The 14,449-nt window shown below is 29.1% G+C and carries 15 protein-coding genes and 1 riboswitch; of the genes, 10 read left to right on the top strand and 5 right to left on the bottom strand.

Annotated elements, in window-relative coordinates:
* Positions 1–168: 168 nt before the first annotated feature.
* Positions 169–1,083, top strand: a complete 915-nt coding sequence (locus ACQ3F0_RS13225) for a DMT family transporter (protein WP_428865764.1) — start codon at positions 169–171, stop codon at positions 1,081–1,083.
* Between the two features lie 52 nt (positions 1,084–1,135).
* Here the strand turns inward: ACQ3F0_RS13225 and ACQ3F0_RS13220 are convergent, their stop codons facing one another.
* A complete protein-coding gene (locus tag ACQ3F0_RS13220) occupies positions 1,136–1,732 on the bottom strand; it encodes a hypothetical protein (protein WP_428865762.1) in 597 nt (198 codons plus the stop codon).
* A 42-nt stretch (positions 1,733–1,774) separates the two neighbouring features.
* The gene (locus ACQ3F0_RS13215) at positions 1,775–2,881 is read right to left on the bottom strand and encodes a mechanosensitive ion channel family protein (protein ID WP_428865761.1); all 1,107 of its coding nucleotides are present in this window, start codon (positions 2,879–2,881) and stop codon (positions 1,775–1,777) included.
* Positions 2,882–3,068: 187 nt separating this feature from the next.
* Here ACQ3F0_RS13215 and ACQ3F0_RS13210 point away from each other — a divergent pair, with 187 nt between their 5' ends.
* Positions 3,069–4,085: a hypothetical protein gene (locus tag ACQ3F0_RS13210; RefSeq protein WP_428865759.1), complete on the top strand. Its 1,017-nt coding sequence runs from the start codon at positions 3,069–3,071 to the stop codon at positions 4,083–4,085.
* 67 nt (positions 4,086–4,152) lie between these two features.
* Here the strand turns inward: ACQ3F0_RS13210 and ilvA are convergent, their stop codons facing one another.
* The 3 genes from ilvA to ACQ3F0_RS13195 form a co-directional block, all read right to left on the bottom strand.
* Positions 4,153–5,388, bottom strand: a complete 1,236-nt coding sequence (gene ilvA, locus ACQ3F0_RS13205; protein ID WP_428865758.1) for a threonine ammonia-lyase — start codon at positions 5,386–5,388, stop codon at positions 4,153–4,155.
* Positions 5,389–5,689: 301 nt separating this feature from the next.
* Positions 5,690–6,823 carry a pyridoxal-phosphate-dependent aminotransferase family protein gene (locus ACQ3F0_RS13200; RefSeq protein ID WP_428865757.1) on the bottom strand — a complete coding sequence of 378 codons (1,134 nt, stop codon included), beginning with the start codon at positions 6,821–6,823 and terminating at the stop codon, positions 5,690–5,692.
* Between the two features lie 15 nt (positions 6,824–6,838).
* Positions 6,839–7,390: an ECF transporter S component gene (locus ACQ3F0_RS13195; protein ID WP_428865755.1), complete on the bottom strand. Its 552-nt coding sequence runs from the start codon at positions 7,388–7,390 to the stop codon at positions 6,839–6,841.
* A gap of 518 nt (positions 7,391–7,908) precedes the next feature.
* A riboswitch (FMN riboswitch) is annotated at positions 7,909–8,041 on the top strand.
* A 347-nt stretch (positions 8,042–8,388) separates the two neighbouring features.
* Between ACQ3F0_RS13195 and ribD the strand changes: the two genes are divergently transcribed.
* The 8 genes from ribD to ACQ3F0_RS13155 all read left to right on the top strand — a co-directional run bounded on the left by ribD (position 8,389) and on the right by ACQ3F0_RS13155 (position 14,346).
* Positions 8,389–9,483, top strand: coding sequence for a bifunctional diaminohydroxyphosphoribosylaminopyrimidine deaminase/5-amino-6-(5-phosphoribosylamino)uracil reductase RibD (ribD, locus tag ACQ3F0_RS13190; RefSeq protein WP_428865754.1), 1,095 nt, complete (start codon positions 8,389–8,391; stop codon positions 9,481–9,483).
* A gap of 82 nt (positions 9,484–9,565) precedes the next feature.
* On the top strand, positions 9,566–10,216 hold the full coding sequence (locus ACQ3F0_RS13185; protein ID WP_428865753.1) for a riboflavin synthase: 651 nt from the start codon (positions 9,566–9,568) through the stop codon (positions 10,214–10,216).
* A 15-nt stretch (positions 10,217–10,231) separates the two neighbouring features.
* A complete protein-coding gene (locus ACQ3F0_RS13180; protein WP_428865752.1) occupies positions 10,232–11,431 on the top strand; it encodes a bifunctional 3,4-dihydroxy-2-butanone-4-phosphate synthase/GTP cyclohydrolase II in 1,200 nt (399 codons plus the stop codon).
* Between the two features lie 34 nt (positions 11,432–11,465).
* Positions 11,466–11,927 carry a 6,7-dimethyl-8-ribityllumazine synthase gene (gene ribH, locus ACQ3F0_RS13175; RefSeq protein WP_428865751.1) on the top strand — a complete coding sequence of 154 codons (462 nt, stop codon included), beginning with the start codon at positions 11,466–11,468 and terminating at the stop codon, positions 11,925–11,927.
* On the top strand, positions 11,917–12,600 hold the full coding sequence (locus ACQ3F0_RS13170; protein WP_428865750.1) for an HAD family hydrolase: 684 nt from the start codon (positions 11,917–11,919) through the stop codon (positions 12,598–12,600). Before ribH ends, ACQ3F0_RS13170 begins: the two co-directional genes overlap by 11 nt.
* 151 nt (positions 12,601–12,751) lie before the next feature.
* A complete protein-coding gene (locus tag ACQ3F0_RS13165; RefSeq protein WP_428865749.1) occupies positions 12,752–13,402 on the top strand; it encodes a hypothetical protein in 651 nt (216 codons plus the stop codon).
* Between the two features lie 186 nt (positions 13,403–13,588).
* On the top strand, positions 13,589–13,951 hold the full coding sequence (locus tag ACQ3F0_RS13160; RefSeq protein ID WP_428865748.1) for a DUF3232 domain-containing protein: 363 nt from the start codon (positions 13,589–13,591) through the stop codon (positions 13,949–13,951).
* A 119-nt stretch (positions 13,952–14,070) separates the two neighbouring features.
* On the top strand, positions 14,071–14,346 hold the full coding sequence (locus tag ACQ3F0_RS13155) for a hypothetical protein (RefSeq protein ID WP_428865747.1): 276 nt from the start codon (positions 14,071–14,073) through the stop codon (positions 14,344–14,346).
* Positions 14,347–14,449 lie beyond the last annotated feature (103 nt).

The following is a 14,449-nucleotide window of genomic DNA, read 5'->3' as shown; positions in this document are numbered from 1 at the left end:
AATATTTTATAAAACAAAGACAAACTTAGGGGGATAATACTTAAGTTTGTCTTTGCTTTCTAGAATTATATGGCTTTATCCATGATTATAATGGTTGCATATATGTGGTATAATATTCAATATTAAGAAAAAAGCGAAGCTTTTTACTGAAGTTTACGGGGGGATTTTATGAAAAAAGAGAGTTTGGGGTATTTTTATTTATTAAACACAATTATATTTTTTAGTACATTTGAGGTCGTAAGTAGGATGGTTGCGGGAAAAATCAGTCCATTTCAAATTAATTTTCTGAGATTTTTCTTTGGGGGAATTCTTTTACTAGTTGTATTGTTTATATCTAAAGAAAGTAAAAGGATAAGTAAAAAGGAATTTTTATGGGTTACATTAGTTGGAATAATGAATGTAGGTATTTCTATGAATTTAATTCAGTTAAGTCTAAGTGATAGTAATGCTAAAGCATCAGTTATTGCAGTGATTATAAGTAGTAATCCCATCTTTGTTACTATTTTCTCTGCGTTAATTGAAAAGGAGAAAATCAAACTATACAAAGTTGTTGGATTAATAATAGGTGTTTTGGGAATTGGTATAGTATTTTTTCAGGATCTAGATATGTCAAACATGAATTTTAAGAGTCCTTCTTTAGCATTAGCATCTGCAATTTCTTTTGCAATGTATACTGTACTAGGTAAAAAAGTATCATCAAAAATTGGAAGTCTGAAAATGAATGCATACTCATTTACTATAGGAAGTGTATTAATTATTCCATTTCTTATGTTATTTAAAATTCCAGTTATCAAATTTGAATCTTCTTTAATTTTACCAGTTTTCTATTTGTCTTTCTTTGTAACAGGCATTGCTTATATTGCGTATTTTAAAGGTTTAGAAATTATAGGTACAAGTAATGGCTCTTTAGTTTTTTTTATAAAGCCAGTACTAGCAAGTGTCTTTGCGATAATTATTTTGAAGGAAAAAGCTACTATGAATCTTTTCATCGGGACTGTATTTATTATAATGGGGATATATGTTGTATTATTTTGGGAAAAGATAAGTGAGAAAATAAAAGGGAAAAATGTAAAGACAGCTTAAATATTTAAGCTGTCTTATTGTTTTAGAAGTAAAGTTACTTTGAAAATATAGGTTATGTATTTAAGAAATTTATATCCCTAATAAATAGATCATTTTTTCGGGCAATAGAGTCATAAAAGTTTACATCTTCATTATTCTTAAAAAATACTGGAAAGGACAAATTGTAGTTACCCCATATAGTTATAGGTTTTTCTGTAAAATGAAATGTACAAAAATGTAATTCTCTTGTAGAAAGTCTGGTCATAAAAGGGATTAACTCTTTATCTTCTATCAAAAAGTATACTGAATGGGTTTTTATATTTCTGACATGATTTATAAAGGTTAATTTATCGTCATGTTCCAAGTGAGAGAGCACTCTAAGAATTCCTTCGTTATCTATATTGTTTAGATAAAAATCTACTATTATGGGTTTTTTCTTATTAATAGTATAAATTTTTTTCATGAAATTTATAAATCTATTTTCATATTTCAAATTATTGTTATAGATTAAGCGTGAAGATTCATCTTGTTCATTAATGGATAAAGAACTATCATGGACATCTAGGATACCATGGGTATAGTTATTAAATCCTTCTTGAATATTAGTGATGGATATTTTCTTAATAGAATTGAATTCTTCAATGGTAATTGATTTTAATAGCTTTTCCATAGATTATCATCCTTTTTCTGTTTCTATTAGTATTCTTAAATTTTAAGATTTTTCAATATATAAGCTTCTACTTGGGAATGCTATGTTGACATTCTCTTCTTGGAGAATTTTCATTATTCTAAAATTTATATCTTCTTTAACTTTTAGGAATTTACTCCAATTTGTAGTATTGGTAAAGAAGTATAAAAATATATCTAAACTACTAGTATTAAACTTATCAAAATTAACAAATATTGTTTCTGGATGTATATCGGGATGTTCCTGGAGCATTTTTTTTATACGTTTTATGCATACTTGAATTTTATCTATTGGAGTGTCATAAGTTATTCCTATATTAAAGGTTATTCTTCTTTTTTGCATCTTAGCCCAATTAGTAATAGATTCATTTGATAATTTAGAGTTAGGGACTGTTACGATAGCATTTGCAAAAGTTCTGATTTTAGTACTTCTAAATGTAATATCTTCAACTGTACCTTCCACAGAATCAGCTTTAATCCAATCACCTATTGAAAATGGTTTATCCATTATAATTGCAAAGCCTCCAAAAATATTTCCTAAAGTATCTTTAGCAGCTAAAGCTACAGCGAGTCCACCAATACCTAGACCAGTAATAAAACCATTAACATTAAAGCCGAATTCTTCCGCAATAACGCATAAAGAAAGTGTAACAATGATAAATCTGATGATTTTAGCTAAAAAAGTATATAGAGTTTTATCAATATTTAAACTAAATTTTTCTTTAAGATTTTCATATAGAATAGAATCCTCGTTCGTCAAATTGTGTAGTCCCCATGAAAAAAGTCCAATAAATATAGAACGAAAAATACTTATGTATATTTTAGCCATTGTAAGACCGAATTCAGAAGTAAAATACTTTAGCGAAAAAAATATTCCGATAACGATAAAGGAGGACTTCATTGGCTTCTCAAAGGCATGAAGTAATTTTTCGTCAAGATTAGTTTTGGTTTTCAGGGTTAGTTTTATTGATATACGAAATATGTATTTAGTAAAAATTTTTCTTAGGATTAAAAATAAAATAAAAATAGCTAAAGTTACAATAATTGTTCTTAAAATGAATGATGGTACGTATTTTGAAAAAGAGTCAAAAAAATTGATGTTATCATAAAGTGATTTTTTTATTTCATTCATAAAAACACCTCCCAGTTTAATATTTTATAATAAAATGTCTCCTAACTCAATAAGTTGATGGATTTATTAATGCATAAGGTATATTTATGGTACATTTTTCATGTGGACATGCAAACAACACTTTGTTAGAATTAAATTGTTTTAAATATATACGTAGTTATACTTTCAAAAATAGGAGATGAAAAATATGATAAACAAAAGATGGAATAAGAGTTTTAAAGCAATAGTTAGTTGTTTGATACTAGTATTTATTTTTGCTTTAAGTGGATGTGGAAAGAAAGAGCCAATTACTCTAAAACAGGCTATGGAAAACAGTAATAAGATGAAATCAGGATATTATAGTGCAAATATGGCTATGAATTTACCTGGTGATGAGGAAAGTATACCGATTAATGCACAGGTATCTTTTGATGGAGCATTTGATATAGAGAATGAAGAAAAGGGTAAAAATGAAGTTAATATAAATTTGAATATGGAAGATTTAGGAATGGATTTTCAATTCCCTATTGTTATTGATACGAAAAGTGCAAATGATGCAGATATATTTATTACAATACCTACAATGTTTGCACAAATGATGGGATTACCAGAAGGAAAAAATGTTCTATATTATAATCCTAAAGATATTATAAAACAAGACGAGAAAACTAAACATGATGAATTTTTAAATAGTTTAACTAAATTTAACGAAAGCATAAATGCCATATTTGATAATTTTACTAAAAACAACAAGGGTGTTCTAGTATTTGAAGAAATTGAGGGTAAATCAATTGAATCAAATGGTAAGTATTTATTTAATCTAAATAAAGAGCAATCTATTAAATTTATGGAAGCTTTATTTGCTGATGAAGAGGTCATTTCATTAATAGAGCAAATGATGCAAATTAGTGAATCAGCAAATCCTTCTGAGCAGAAAGATACAGTAGGTATTGAAGGATTCAAGGAAGAGTTTTTTACTGGTTTACAAGAAGTAGAAGAATTCAACTTGGAAATGGAAACAATCATTAATGATGGATTTATAACTGGTGTTAAGTATAATGTTTTAATCACTGCTGAAGGGCAAACAATGGAAATGGTTTTTGATTATAAAATTGAAAGAATAAATGAAGCAGTTGAAATAAAAGTTCCTGACAAAAATGATGAATCAGTAATTAAATTCAGTGATTTAGAAAAGATGCAAGATGAATTAACTGTTATACAATAATTTTAAGAAATTGATTAGAATTAAAACCTCTCAAATATTTATGTCTGAGAGGTTTTTTAGATAAGAATTAATATACTTTTTTAACGATATAACCCGCAGTATTTAGTTCAGAAACTATTTGGTTTATATGATCTAAACCATTTGTTTCACAAGTAATTTCTAATACTACATTTTTTAATCTGTCATAAGCTTTAAATTGATTATGTTCAAGACCAATAACATTAGCATTTAAATCAGCGAGGCGTTTAGAAATTTCCACTAATTCTCCAGGTTTATCAGGTAATTCAACTGAAAAACAGAATAACCTTCCTCTTGAAACTAAACCAGAATTAATCATTGAAGAAATTGTTACAACATCAATGTTTCCACCACTTAGAATACATGCTACTTTTTTATCTTTTACATTTAATTTCTTTAGTCCAGCAAGAGAAACAGCTCCAGAAGTTTCTGATACTAATTTATGTTTTTCAACTATCATTAAGAAAGCTTCCATTATTTCTTCATCTGATACAGTTACAATATCATCAACATAATCTCTGATTATTCCAAAAGCTAAATCACCAGGAGTTTTTACCGCCACTCCTTCAGCTATTGTTGTTACGGAATCAAGACTTACTACTTTATTATCTTTGATAGACTTTTTCATTGCTGCTGCACCATTGGGCTCAACACCTATAATTTTAATGTTTGGATTTATCGACTTAGCTGCAAAAGCTACACCACTTATTAGGCCACCTCCACCAATAGGAACTAGGATATATTCTATATTCTTAATTTCTTCTATAATTTCTACTGCTATTGTTCCTTGCCCAGCAATTACATCTATATCATTAAATGGATGTACAAAACTATAATTATTTAATTTTTGTAGCTCTACTGCTTTTGAATATGCTTCATCATAACAAGTTCCATGTAAAATTACATTAGCTCCATAAGAACGAGTAGAAGAAACTTTTATTAAAGGAGTATTTTTAGGCATTACAATGGTTGCATTTACCCCCAATAGTTTTGCAGCATAGGCTACTCCTTGTGAATGATTACCAGCAGATGATGCAATGATACCGTTTTTTTTCTCTTCCTTACTTAATTTGCAAATTTTATTATAAGCTCCCCTAATTTTAAATGCTCCCGTAACTTGAAGATTTTCAGGTTTAATATATACTTTATTACCACATTCTAAACTAAAAACATCGCTATAAATAAGTCCGGTTTTTGTAGAAACTCCATGCAGATTTTCTACTGCTTCTTCTATGTTTTTATAAGTGAGTAATCCCCGCTCACTATTTTCAAACAAATTCTTCATTTATAAAGCCCCCTTAAATAATATAAATAATATATTCAATCATTATATAACAATTTTCTAGAATAGTATATTGAAATGAGCGTATAAATCCCATGGATAGTAGATTGCGCAATATTGTACTAGATTACGCAAATATTTTTGAGGAGAAAAAGCAAATTAATTATAATTGTAAGAAAAATGCATATTTTAATATGTTTAGTTTGTGTTAAGAACAGAAGGAATTGTTGGATTGTTTATAAAACTATAATAAGATTAAAAATTAATGCATAATTGAAATAAAATGCGAAAAAAGACTCGCATTTTATAAATAGGAACTAAAAATTTTATGAAGATCATTTTCTAATCTTATTTTATTATTTTTCAGTACAGTATTTAAAGCTTTTAAAGTAATATAGAGCTTTTCTTCTTTGCAATTCTCTCCCATATGTCCAATTCTAAAAACTTTATCTTTTAGGAAATCAAAGGCGCCTGCAATCATAATACTATGACTATTTAGCATTTCATTAAATAGTTTATCGTAACTCAAACCTTGTGGCATATTAACAGTTGTTACAGTATTTGAAAATCCGTTAATAGGATAAAGTTCTAAGTCACATTGAATAAAACTTTTACGTACAGCGTTAGCTAATAAAGCATGGCGATTTATTAGGTCTTTATCAGATAATGTAATTTCTAAAGCTTTATCAAGAGCATAAATATCACTAATAGGTTGAGTATAAGGAAACCATTTTTGCGCATACCAATCTTTCCAAATACCTAAATTTGCATAGAAGCCGGACACTGGTGTAGATCTATTATTTATAACGTTCCAAGCTTCTCCACTTATACTTAAAAAAGTTAGTCCAGGAGGAGCAGAAAGGCATTTTTGTGAACCACCAATAACTATATCCATTTGCCAGTTATCCACTTCTAAAGATTCCCCTGCAACAGCAGAAACTGAATCGACAATGCTGATAATACCATACTTTTTAAGTAAAGGACAAATAATTTTAACTGGATTAGTGATACCGGATGGAGTTTCACAATGAACCAAAGTTGCAATCTTAAAATCATGATTTTCTTTCAAAAATTCTTCTAATTTTTGTGTATCTATAGCTTTTCTATTTTCACAGTCATAATAGTAAACATCTGCCCCGTACATTTTTGCAAAATCTCCAAACCCTTTACCGAAAATTCCGTTGTTAATACATAGGATTTTATCATTAGGTTCAATTAATGATGCACAAGCAGCCTCTAGTCCCAAAATTCCTTCTCCACTTAGAATAAGAACATCATTTTCTGTTTTCATTAATTTTTGCAATTTAGTGCATGTATTTAAGTAGAAGTCATAAAAATTCAAATCTAAATCTGGATTAGTAATAGGATTTGCCAGAGCACTTCTTACCGCTTCATTAACATAAGTAGGGCCAGGAGTCATTATTAAAGTTTCTTTCATTTTATCACCTCAAAATTATACGAAATTTTTTATTTTTAGTTTAATTAGTGAAGCAGCCAATGGGATTCCAAGGATAGCTCCAAAAACGATTTGAATTATATTTCCTGGAATTGATGTAACTGGTGCTAACCAATTTCCGTAAATTGCGATTTCGGTAATATAGTAGCCGAAGATCATCCAAATGCCTGCTAGTGTTATACCTAATAAATTCCAAGAAAGTTTCTCTCCGTTTCTGTTTTTAGCATTAGCAATACTTCCTATAATATACCCCATCACACCTCGTACAATAAAAGTAAAGGGAGCCCAAATTACCCATCCAGATAACAAGTCAAAGATGGCCATACCAAAAGCACCTGCAATAGCACCTTTTTTCTTACCAAATAATATTGATATTGAAAAAAGCATAACATTACCTAGATGAATTAAACCACCATTAACTGAAATAGGTAGTCTAATATTAATAAATTTTGTTGCAATAAAAACCAAAGCAATACATAGAGCAGATAAAGTTAAATCTTTTACAGCAAAATTCCTTTTTGTTAGTGTAATATTTTGTTTTTGTTCCATGAGAAATCCCCCTTTTGTTTGTTTGGCGCTGTTTTAAGATGATAATGATAATTGTAAATATTGAGTACAAAATCGAAATAAAATGCGAAACAAATCAGTGACAAGTGATAAGTTATAAGTGATAAGTTAAGGATGATCTTCTTTAGGAAAATCTTTAACTAAGCCTTTGTTAGCTTCGCTAACTGAAATAATGTTCTTTTGCTGATGCAAAAGGAATCTTTTTATCTTTTATTTAGTTAAAAGCTCTCGCTTGCGAAAGGTATTCACAACTTGTCACTTATCACTTGTAACTTGTCATTATAAATTTCGAACTTGTTTGCAATTCATAGATAGTGTGTCTAATAATTTTAATCAATAACATCTTAAAGTCGAGCTATTTGTTGAAATAATCATAGTACGTTTATTAAATCAAAGCAAATGTATCGATACAATATTAGAAAGGTAATCAGAAATACAAAATGCAAAATACATATTGACAAAATTGATAGAGGGTAATATAATACAAATATAAAAATTAAATAAAACTTCAGGGCAGGGTGTGATTCCCTACCGGCGGTTATAGTCCGCGAGCTATTTGTATAAATGATATAAATAGTTGACTTGGTGAAATTCCAAGACCGACAGTTAAAGTCTGGATGGAAGAAGGAATATTAAGCTTTAATAAGGTTATTTTTATGATCTGATTTTATCAACTCTGAGGAATTTATAATTCTTCAGGGTTTTTTATATATAGAAACTAACAAAAAGTTTCTAAAGATTATAAAAGACGGTTAAACCACAAAAGTAAGTTAAACTTAAATTACTTTATGGTAGAACAATAAGATAACTTTTTTTATGATTAAAAATGCTCTGAAGATTAAAATCTTCAGAGCATTTTTATTTTCTATTAAATTTAAGTTTTTCAGTAAAAAGATATCAATAACTATTATATATTGATATGAGTAAATATTATTGACTAGGGAAAAGTAGGATTAGAGAAGGTCAAAGGTGGGTAGAGTATGGATATAAAATTTATGAAAAGAGCTTTAGAGCTTGCAAATATGGGTTCTGGGTATGTTAATCCTAATCCATTAGTAGGAGCGGTTATTGTCAAGAATGATCAGATTATAAGTGAAGGGTACCATGAGTTTTATGGAGGTCCTCATGCAGAGATTAATGCTTTTAAAAATGCAAAAGAGGATGTTACAGGTGCAACTATGTATGTAACTTTGGAACCTTGTTCACACTATGGTAAAACTGGACCTTGTGCCAATGCTATAGTAGAAAAAGGAATCAAAGAGGTAATTATTGCAATGGAAGACCCTAATCCAGTGGTTGCTGGTGGCGGGATAGCAATATTAAGAAATAATGGTATTGATGTTACTTGTGGAATTATGGAAAAAGAAGCAAAAGAACTTAATGAAGTTTTTATCCATTATATTACTACAAAAACACCTTATTGTATTATGAAAACAGCAATGACCTTAGATGGCAAAATTGCTACTTATACAGGACATTCAAAGTGGATAACTAATGAAAAATCAAGAGAGTATGTACATAAAATTAGAAATCATGTTTCTGGAATAATGGTAGGTATAGGTACAGTTTTAGCAGATAATCCATCTCTTACTACTAGATTAGAAAGTGGTGAAGGTAAAGATCCAATAAGAATTATTGTTGATTCTACTGGAATAATCCCATTAGATTCTAAGGTTTTAAATTCTAAGTCAGCATCAAAAACAATAATTGCTACTACAAAAAACATTGATGATGAGAAATTAAAGTCCATTAAGAAAAAAGGTGCAGAAGTTTTAATTATGCCTTCGGAGAATAATAGAGTTAATTTGAGCAAGCTAGTAGAAAAGCTTGGAGAAAAGAAAATTGATAGTATTCTGATTGAAGGGGGAGGAACTCTAAATTGGAGTGCTCTTAGTAATGGACTAGTAAATAAAGTGATTAGTTTTATAGCACCCAAAATTATTGGAGGAAAAAATGCAAAAACGCCAGTGGAAGGAACTGGTGTAGCTACTATGGATAGTAGTATATTGATAAAAGACATGAGAATCATAACATTGGATGAAGATATTGTGATAGAAGGATACATATACAGTTGACAGTTTACAGTTGACAGTGTTTAGTTGATATTTTACAGGGAACAGTCCATCATACATATTCATATGAAAGGAGGGGATAATTTTGTTTACAGGCTTAATAGAGGAAATTGGTAAGATTAAAAAGATTGATAAATCAGGGAATTCTGCAAAGATAACTATATTAGCTAATAAAATTTTAAAGGAAGTAAAGTTGGGAGATAGTATATCAACAAATGGGGTTTGTCTAACAGTGACAAAATTTACTGAAAATGAGTTTACTGTTGATGTAATGCCAGAAACTATGAACAGAAGTAATTTAGGAAACTTAAAAACAGGAAGTAAAGTGAATCTAGAACGTGCTATGCAAGTAGGTGATAGATTTGGTGGACATATTGTTTCTGGGCATATTGATGGAGTTGGATACATTATAAACCTTAAAAATGAAGATAATGCGACTTGGGTTTCTATTGAAGTAAATGATGATATTTTGAAATATATAGTAGAAAAGGGGTCAGTTGCAATTGATGGCATAAGTCTTACGGTTGCGTATGTAGATGAAAAAATATTCAAAATTTCTTTGATACCATTGACAAAAGAAGAAACTACTTTGCTTTCAAAAGGTATAGGAGAGAGAGTTAATATTGAATGTGATATTGTAGGAAAATATGTTGAAAGATTGATAGGCTTTAATAAAAAAGAAGATAAAACAGAAAATAAAATTAGCATGGATTTTTTAAGAGAAAATGGATTTTAAATATGAGGTGAGAAAATGTATAAATTTAATACTATTGAAGAAGCATTAGAAGATTTGAAAAAGGGAAAGATGATAGTAGCTGTAGATGATGAGGATAGAGAAAATGAAGGCGATCTAATTATTCCAGCTCAGATGGCTACAGCTAAAGCAGTAAATTTTATGGCTAAATATGGACGAGGACTTATTTGTTTACCTATTATTGGTGACAGGTTAGATCAGTTGAATATGCATCCTATGGTTAAAAATAATACTGATGCGAAGGAAACTGCTTTTACTGTTTCTGTAGATCATATAAGTAATGAAACAGGGATTTCTGCTTTTGAAAGAGCTGATACTATTTCTAAAATCATTGATATGGAATCAAGAGCAGAAGATTTTACAAGACCAGGACATATATTTCCATTAAGAGCAAAAGAGAATGGTGTACTAGAAAGAACAGGGCATACTGAAGCAGCAGTTGATTTAGCAAGATTATGTGGTTTTTATCCTGCTGGAGTTATTTGCGAAATAATGAATGATGATGGAACTATGGCTAGAGTACCTCAATTAATGGAGTATGTGAAAGAACATGATTTGAAGATAATAACGATTGCTGATTTAGTAAAATATCGTCTAGAAAACGAAACTATGATACTAAAAGAAGCAGAAGCTGATATGCCAACTAAATATGGAGAATTTAAGGTAGTTGGTTTTGAAAACAAAATAACCAAAGAACATCATGTGGCATTAGTAAAAGGTAAAATAACAGGTGATGAACCTATTCTTATGAGAATTCACTCTGAGTGTTTAACAGGAGATGTGTTTGGATCTAGAAGATGTGACTGTGGAGAGCAGTTTGGTGAAGCAATGGAAAGAATAAATAAAGAAGGTAAGGGGATTCTTATTTATTTGAGACAAGAAGGTCGTGGAATAGGGTTAATAAATAAATTAAAAGCATATGAGTTACAAGATGGGGGAATGGATACAGTTGAAGCTAATATTGCTCTTGGTTTCCCAGATGATTTAAGAGATTATGCAGTGGCGGGGCAGATACTAAAAAATATTGGAGTTAAGAAAGTAAGATTAATGACAAATAATCCTGATAAAATTTTGGGATTAGAAGCGTCAGGAATTGAGATAACTGAAAGAGTGCACATTGAAATGAATCATAACGAGAAAAATCTATTTTACCTAAAAACAAAGAAAGAAAAAATGGGTCATCAATTAAATTTATAATAAATTTTGAGAAGATATAAGGAGGAAAATATTAATGAATATATTTGAAGGAAAATTAACAGGGCAAGGTTTAAAACCAGCAATCGTAGTTGCAAGATTTAATGAATTTATTGGAGGAAAACTTCTAAGTGGTGCTATAGATGCTTTGAAAAGACATGGAGTAAATGAAGATGATATAGATATTATATGGGTGCCGGGTGCTTTTGAAATCCCATTAATAGCAAAGAAACTTGCAAAAACTGATAAATATGATGGTGTTATTTGTTTAGGTGCAGTTATAAAAGGCTCAACTCCTCATTTTGATTATGTTTGTAGTCAAGCAGCTAAAGGGGTTGCGCAAGCTTCAATGGAAACAGAGAAGCCAGTTATCTTTGGAGTTTTAACAACTGATTCTATTGAGCAGGCAATCGAAAGAGCGGGAACAAAAGCTGGTAATAAAGGATTTGACGCAGCTGTTACTTTTATTGAAATGGCAAACTTGTTAAATGAATTCTAAAGTAAATAAAAATGTGAATAAATTGGAAAATATTAAAACAATATTCTTTGATTTTGATGGTACGGTGCATGATAGTATAAAAATATATGCACCTGCTTTTAGAATGGCATATAAATATTTAGTAGAGAATAAATTTGCAGAGCCTAAAATTTGGAGTGAAGATGAAATTAGTTATTGGCTTGGTTATAGTAGTAAAGAAATGTGGAAAAAGTTTATGCCTGAACTAGTCGAAGAAGATAAAAAAGCTTGTAGCAAAATCATTGGATCTGAAATGTTAACTGCAATTAATGAAGGAAGAGCAGAGCTCTATGATGGGGCTATAGAGGTTCTTTCATATTTAAAAAGTAAAAGTTACAAATTGATTTTTATTAGTAATTGTGGCAAATACTATATGGATAGTGTGAATGAATATTTTAGGTTAGATGAGTATTTTAGTGAAATGGTATGTTCAGAGAGGTTTAATTTTATACCTAAATACGAAATACTGAATAAAATTAAGAATAAATACGAAGGTAATATGGTTATTATAGGAGATAGAGTTCAAGATTTAGAAGCAGGGATAAAGAATAGTATTTATACAATCGGTTGCCAATATGGTTTTGGATTAACTGATGAGTTAGAGAAAGCTGACTTATTGATAAATGATATAAAAGAACTAAAAAATATTTTTTAAATGATTAAGGCGAAGAAATTCAATTATAATAATTTCTTCGCCTTTTTTAAATTATTTAAGATTGAAAAAAATGGGAGTTAATGGTATTATATAATCATACAAAAATTACCATAGAAAATAATATTTGAAAGTACTTTTGGGAGGAGATTAAATGGGGTATAGTTTGATTGGAGAAAAAGAAGTATTAAGATTGAAAGAAATATTATTAAATAGCGGGATGATTGAACCTGTTACATATAGGAGTGAAGTATTAGATGTAAAATTAGAATTAGATGGGGTTTCTACTACTGATGAGAGTGAACATTTTAAAGATATGCAAGAAGTTTATTTTATGCAAAATGATGATAGTAAAGTTTTGGACATAAAAGGAAAGAAAGAAGAACTATATTATAATATCGGAAATTGGAAAACAAAATCAAGGTTACCCGGAGTACATTTTTGTGTAGGATGCAAAACTTTTGGGAGTCATTTTTTTGGATTAGATTTATCTCAAAACTTAATAGATGATGAATATATATATATTGTAAAAAATATTAGTAGATTTGGTGGACAAGGTTCCTTAGCTCGTTTGTATAGGGGTTTAAAATCAGATAAAACAAGGAAAAATGAAAGAAAAGAAATATTGATTGATAAATTTAATAGTGAAATTATTGAATACAATGAAAATAGATGGATATGTTTGAGTAAAATAAAAATTATCGATATTTACGACAATACTAAAGAGGAGAATATATTCAAGCAATACATTGCTAATGTAATAAAGTTTTCATTTATAGTAGAGGATATATCTCTATCAAAATAAAGTGTTATGGTTAAGCCACAAAAAGTAAGTTGAACTAAAATCAACCACAATATCTACCACGGATTGGTGCGTTCTGACGCTATATATTGTGGTTGAAGTTCAACTGAATTACCTTTTGTGGAATAACCGAATTATATGTATTTTATAAAAAGATAGATAACATAGAATATACAAAGAGGTGATATTATGCAATTATGCACAATAAAAGAATTAGTAAGTGCGTTGATTTCTTCAGAAGACGATGATTGTATTGATATTGTAGAAGAATTAATAGTTTCAGCTGGAAAATATATTGAGCTTATTTGTGAAATGGAAGGAGCGACTTTGGTTGGGAGATATACAAAAGAATTTAGCGAAAATCGTGAATACATAAAAAAACTTAATGAAAGAACAATAATTTTAAGAGAAGAGTTTAAGGCAAATTTAAAAATAATCAATAGACTATGTAATAAAGATTCTATTCCACATTTATACGAAGGAAATATAAATGAAGAAAAGGAATTAAAAGTAATTGCAATGGATCTTATAAGAAATTTAAGTGCAGTTTAAGTAGTATTTTTAAATTTTATTTGTACATAATATAAATAGGAACATTTATTTATGATAGATAACTTAAAAACTAAATTCATAGTTGAAACAGTTTATCTATTTAATAACGAGGTGTAATTATGAAAAAACTTCAAGACATCATAAACGCTATAAGTGAAGGAAAAGCTAATCTTGAACTTATAAGCGAAACAGTAAACTCACAAGAAGTTGAAAAACCTATTTATAGTGATTACAATGTTGTTCACACATATGAAACCAGTGAAGATGATACAGTTGTTAGAAAGATTATTGAAAAGAATGGTAATTATTTATACATAGAAAGTGATTTCTGTGCTGATATTGAAACCACAGGGAATTGTACTTTAGAGTATGATAAGGTTTTTAAAGTATTATAATTTATAGTTGACAGTAAAGGATGATTTTCTTGGAGAAAATCTTTAGCTAAGCCTTAATTAGCTTAGCTAATTGGTATAAGGTACTTTTGCTAACGGAAAAGTA

This window comes from Clostridium sediminicola (assembly GCF_050402865.1).
GTDB classification, from domain to species: Bacteria; Bacillota; Clostridia; order Clostridiales; family Clostridiaceae; genus Clostridium_AF; species Clostridium_AF sediminicola.
This window is presented reverse-complemented; position numbering and strand designations above follow the sequence as displayed.

Coding starts and splice junctions, on each gene's coding strand:
- ACQ3F0_RS13225 (WP_428865764.1), top strand. CDS start 169: ATGAAAAAAGAGAGTTTGGGGTATTTTTATTTATTAAACACAATTATA.
- ACQ3F0_RS13220 (WP_428865762.1), bottom strand. CDS start 1,732: ATGGAAAAGCTATTAAAATCAATTACCATTGAAGAATTCAATTCTATT.
- ACQ3F0_RS13215 (WP_428865761.1), bottom strand. CDS start 2,881: ATGAATGAAATAAAAAAATCACTTTATGATAACATCAATTTTTTTGAC.
- ACQ3F0_RS13210 (WP_428865759.1), top strand. CDS start 3,069: ATGATAAACAAAAGATGGAATAAGAGTTTTAAAGCAATAGTTAGTTGT.
- ilvA (WP_428865758.1), bottom strand. CDS start 5,388: ATGAAGAATTTGTTTGAAAATAGTGAGCGGGGATTACTCACTTATAAA.
- ACQ3F0_RS13200 (WP_428865757.1), bottom strand. CDS start 6,823: ATGAAAGAAACTTTAATAATGACTCCTGGCCCTACTTATGTTAATGAA.
- ACQ3F0_RS13195 (WP_428865755.1), bottom strand. CDS start 7,390: ATGGAACAAAAACAAAATATTACACTAACAAAAAGGAATTTTGCTGTA.
- ribD (WP_428865754.1), top strand. CDS start 8,389: ATGGATATAAAATTTATGAAAAGAGCTTTAGAGCTTGCAAATATGGGT.
- ACQ3F0_RS13180 (WP_428865752.1), top strand. CDS start 10,232: ATGTATAAATTTAATACTATTGAAGAAGCATTAGAAGATTTGAAAAAG.
- ribH (WP_428865751.1), top strand. CDS start 11,466: ATGAATATATTTGAAGGAAAATTAACAGGGCAAGGTTTAAAACCAGCA.
- ACQ3F0_RS13170 (WP_428865750.1), top strand. CDS start 11,917: ATGAATTCTAAAGTAAATAAAAATGTGAATAAATTGGAAAATATTAAA.
- ACQ3F0_RS13165 (WP_428865749.1), top strand. CDS start 12,752: ATGGGGTATAGTTTGATTGGAGAAAAAGAAGTATTAAGATTGAAAGAA.
- ACQ3F0_RS13160 (WP_428865748.1), top strand. CDS start 13,589: ATGCAATTATGCACAATAAAAGAATTAGTAAGTGCGTTGATTTCTTCA.
- ACQ3F0_RS13155 (WP_428865747.1), top strand. CDS start 14,071: ATGAAAAAACTTCAAGACATCATAAACGCTATAAGTGAAGGAAAAGCT.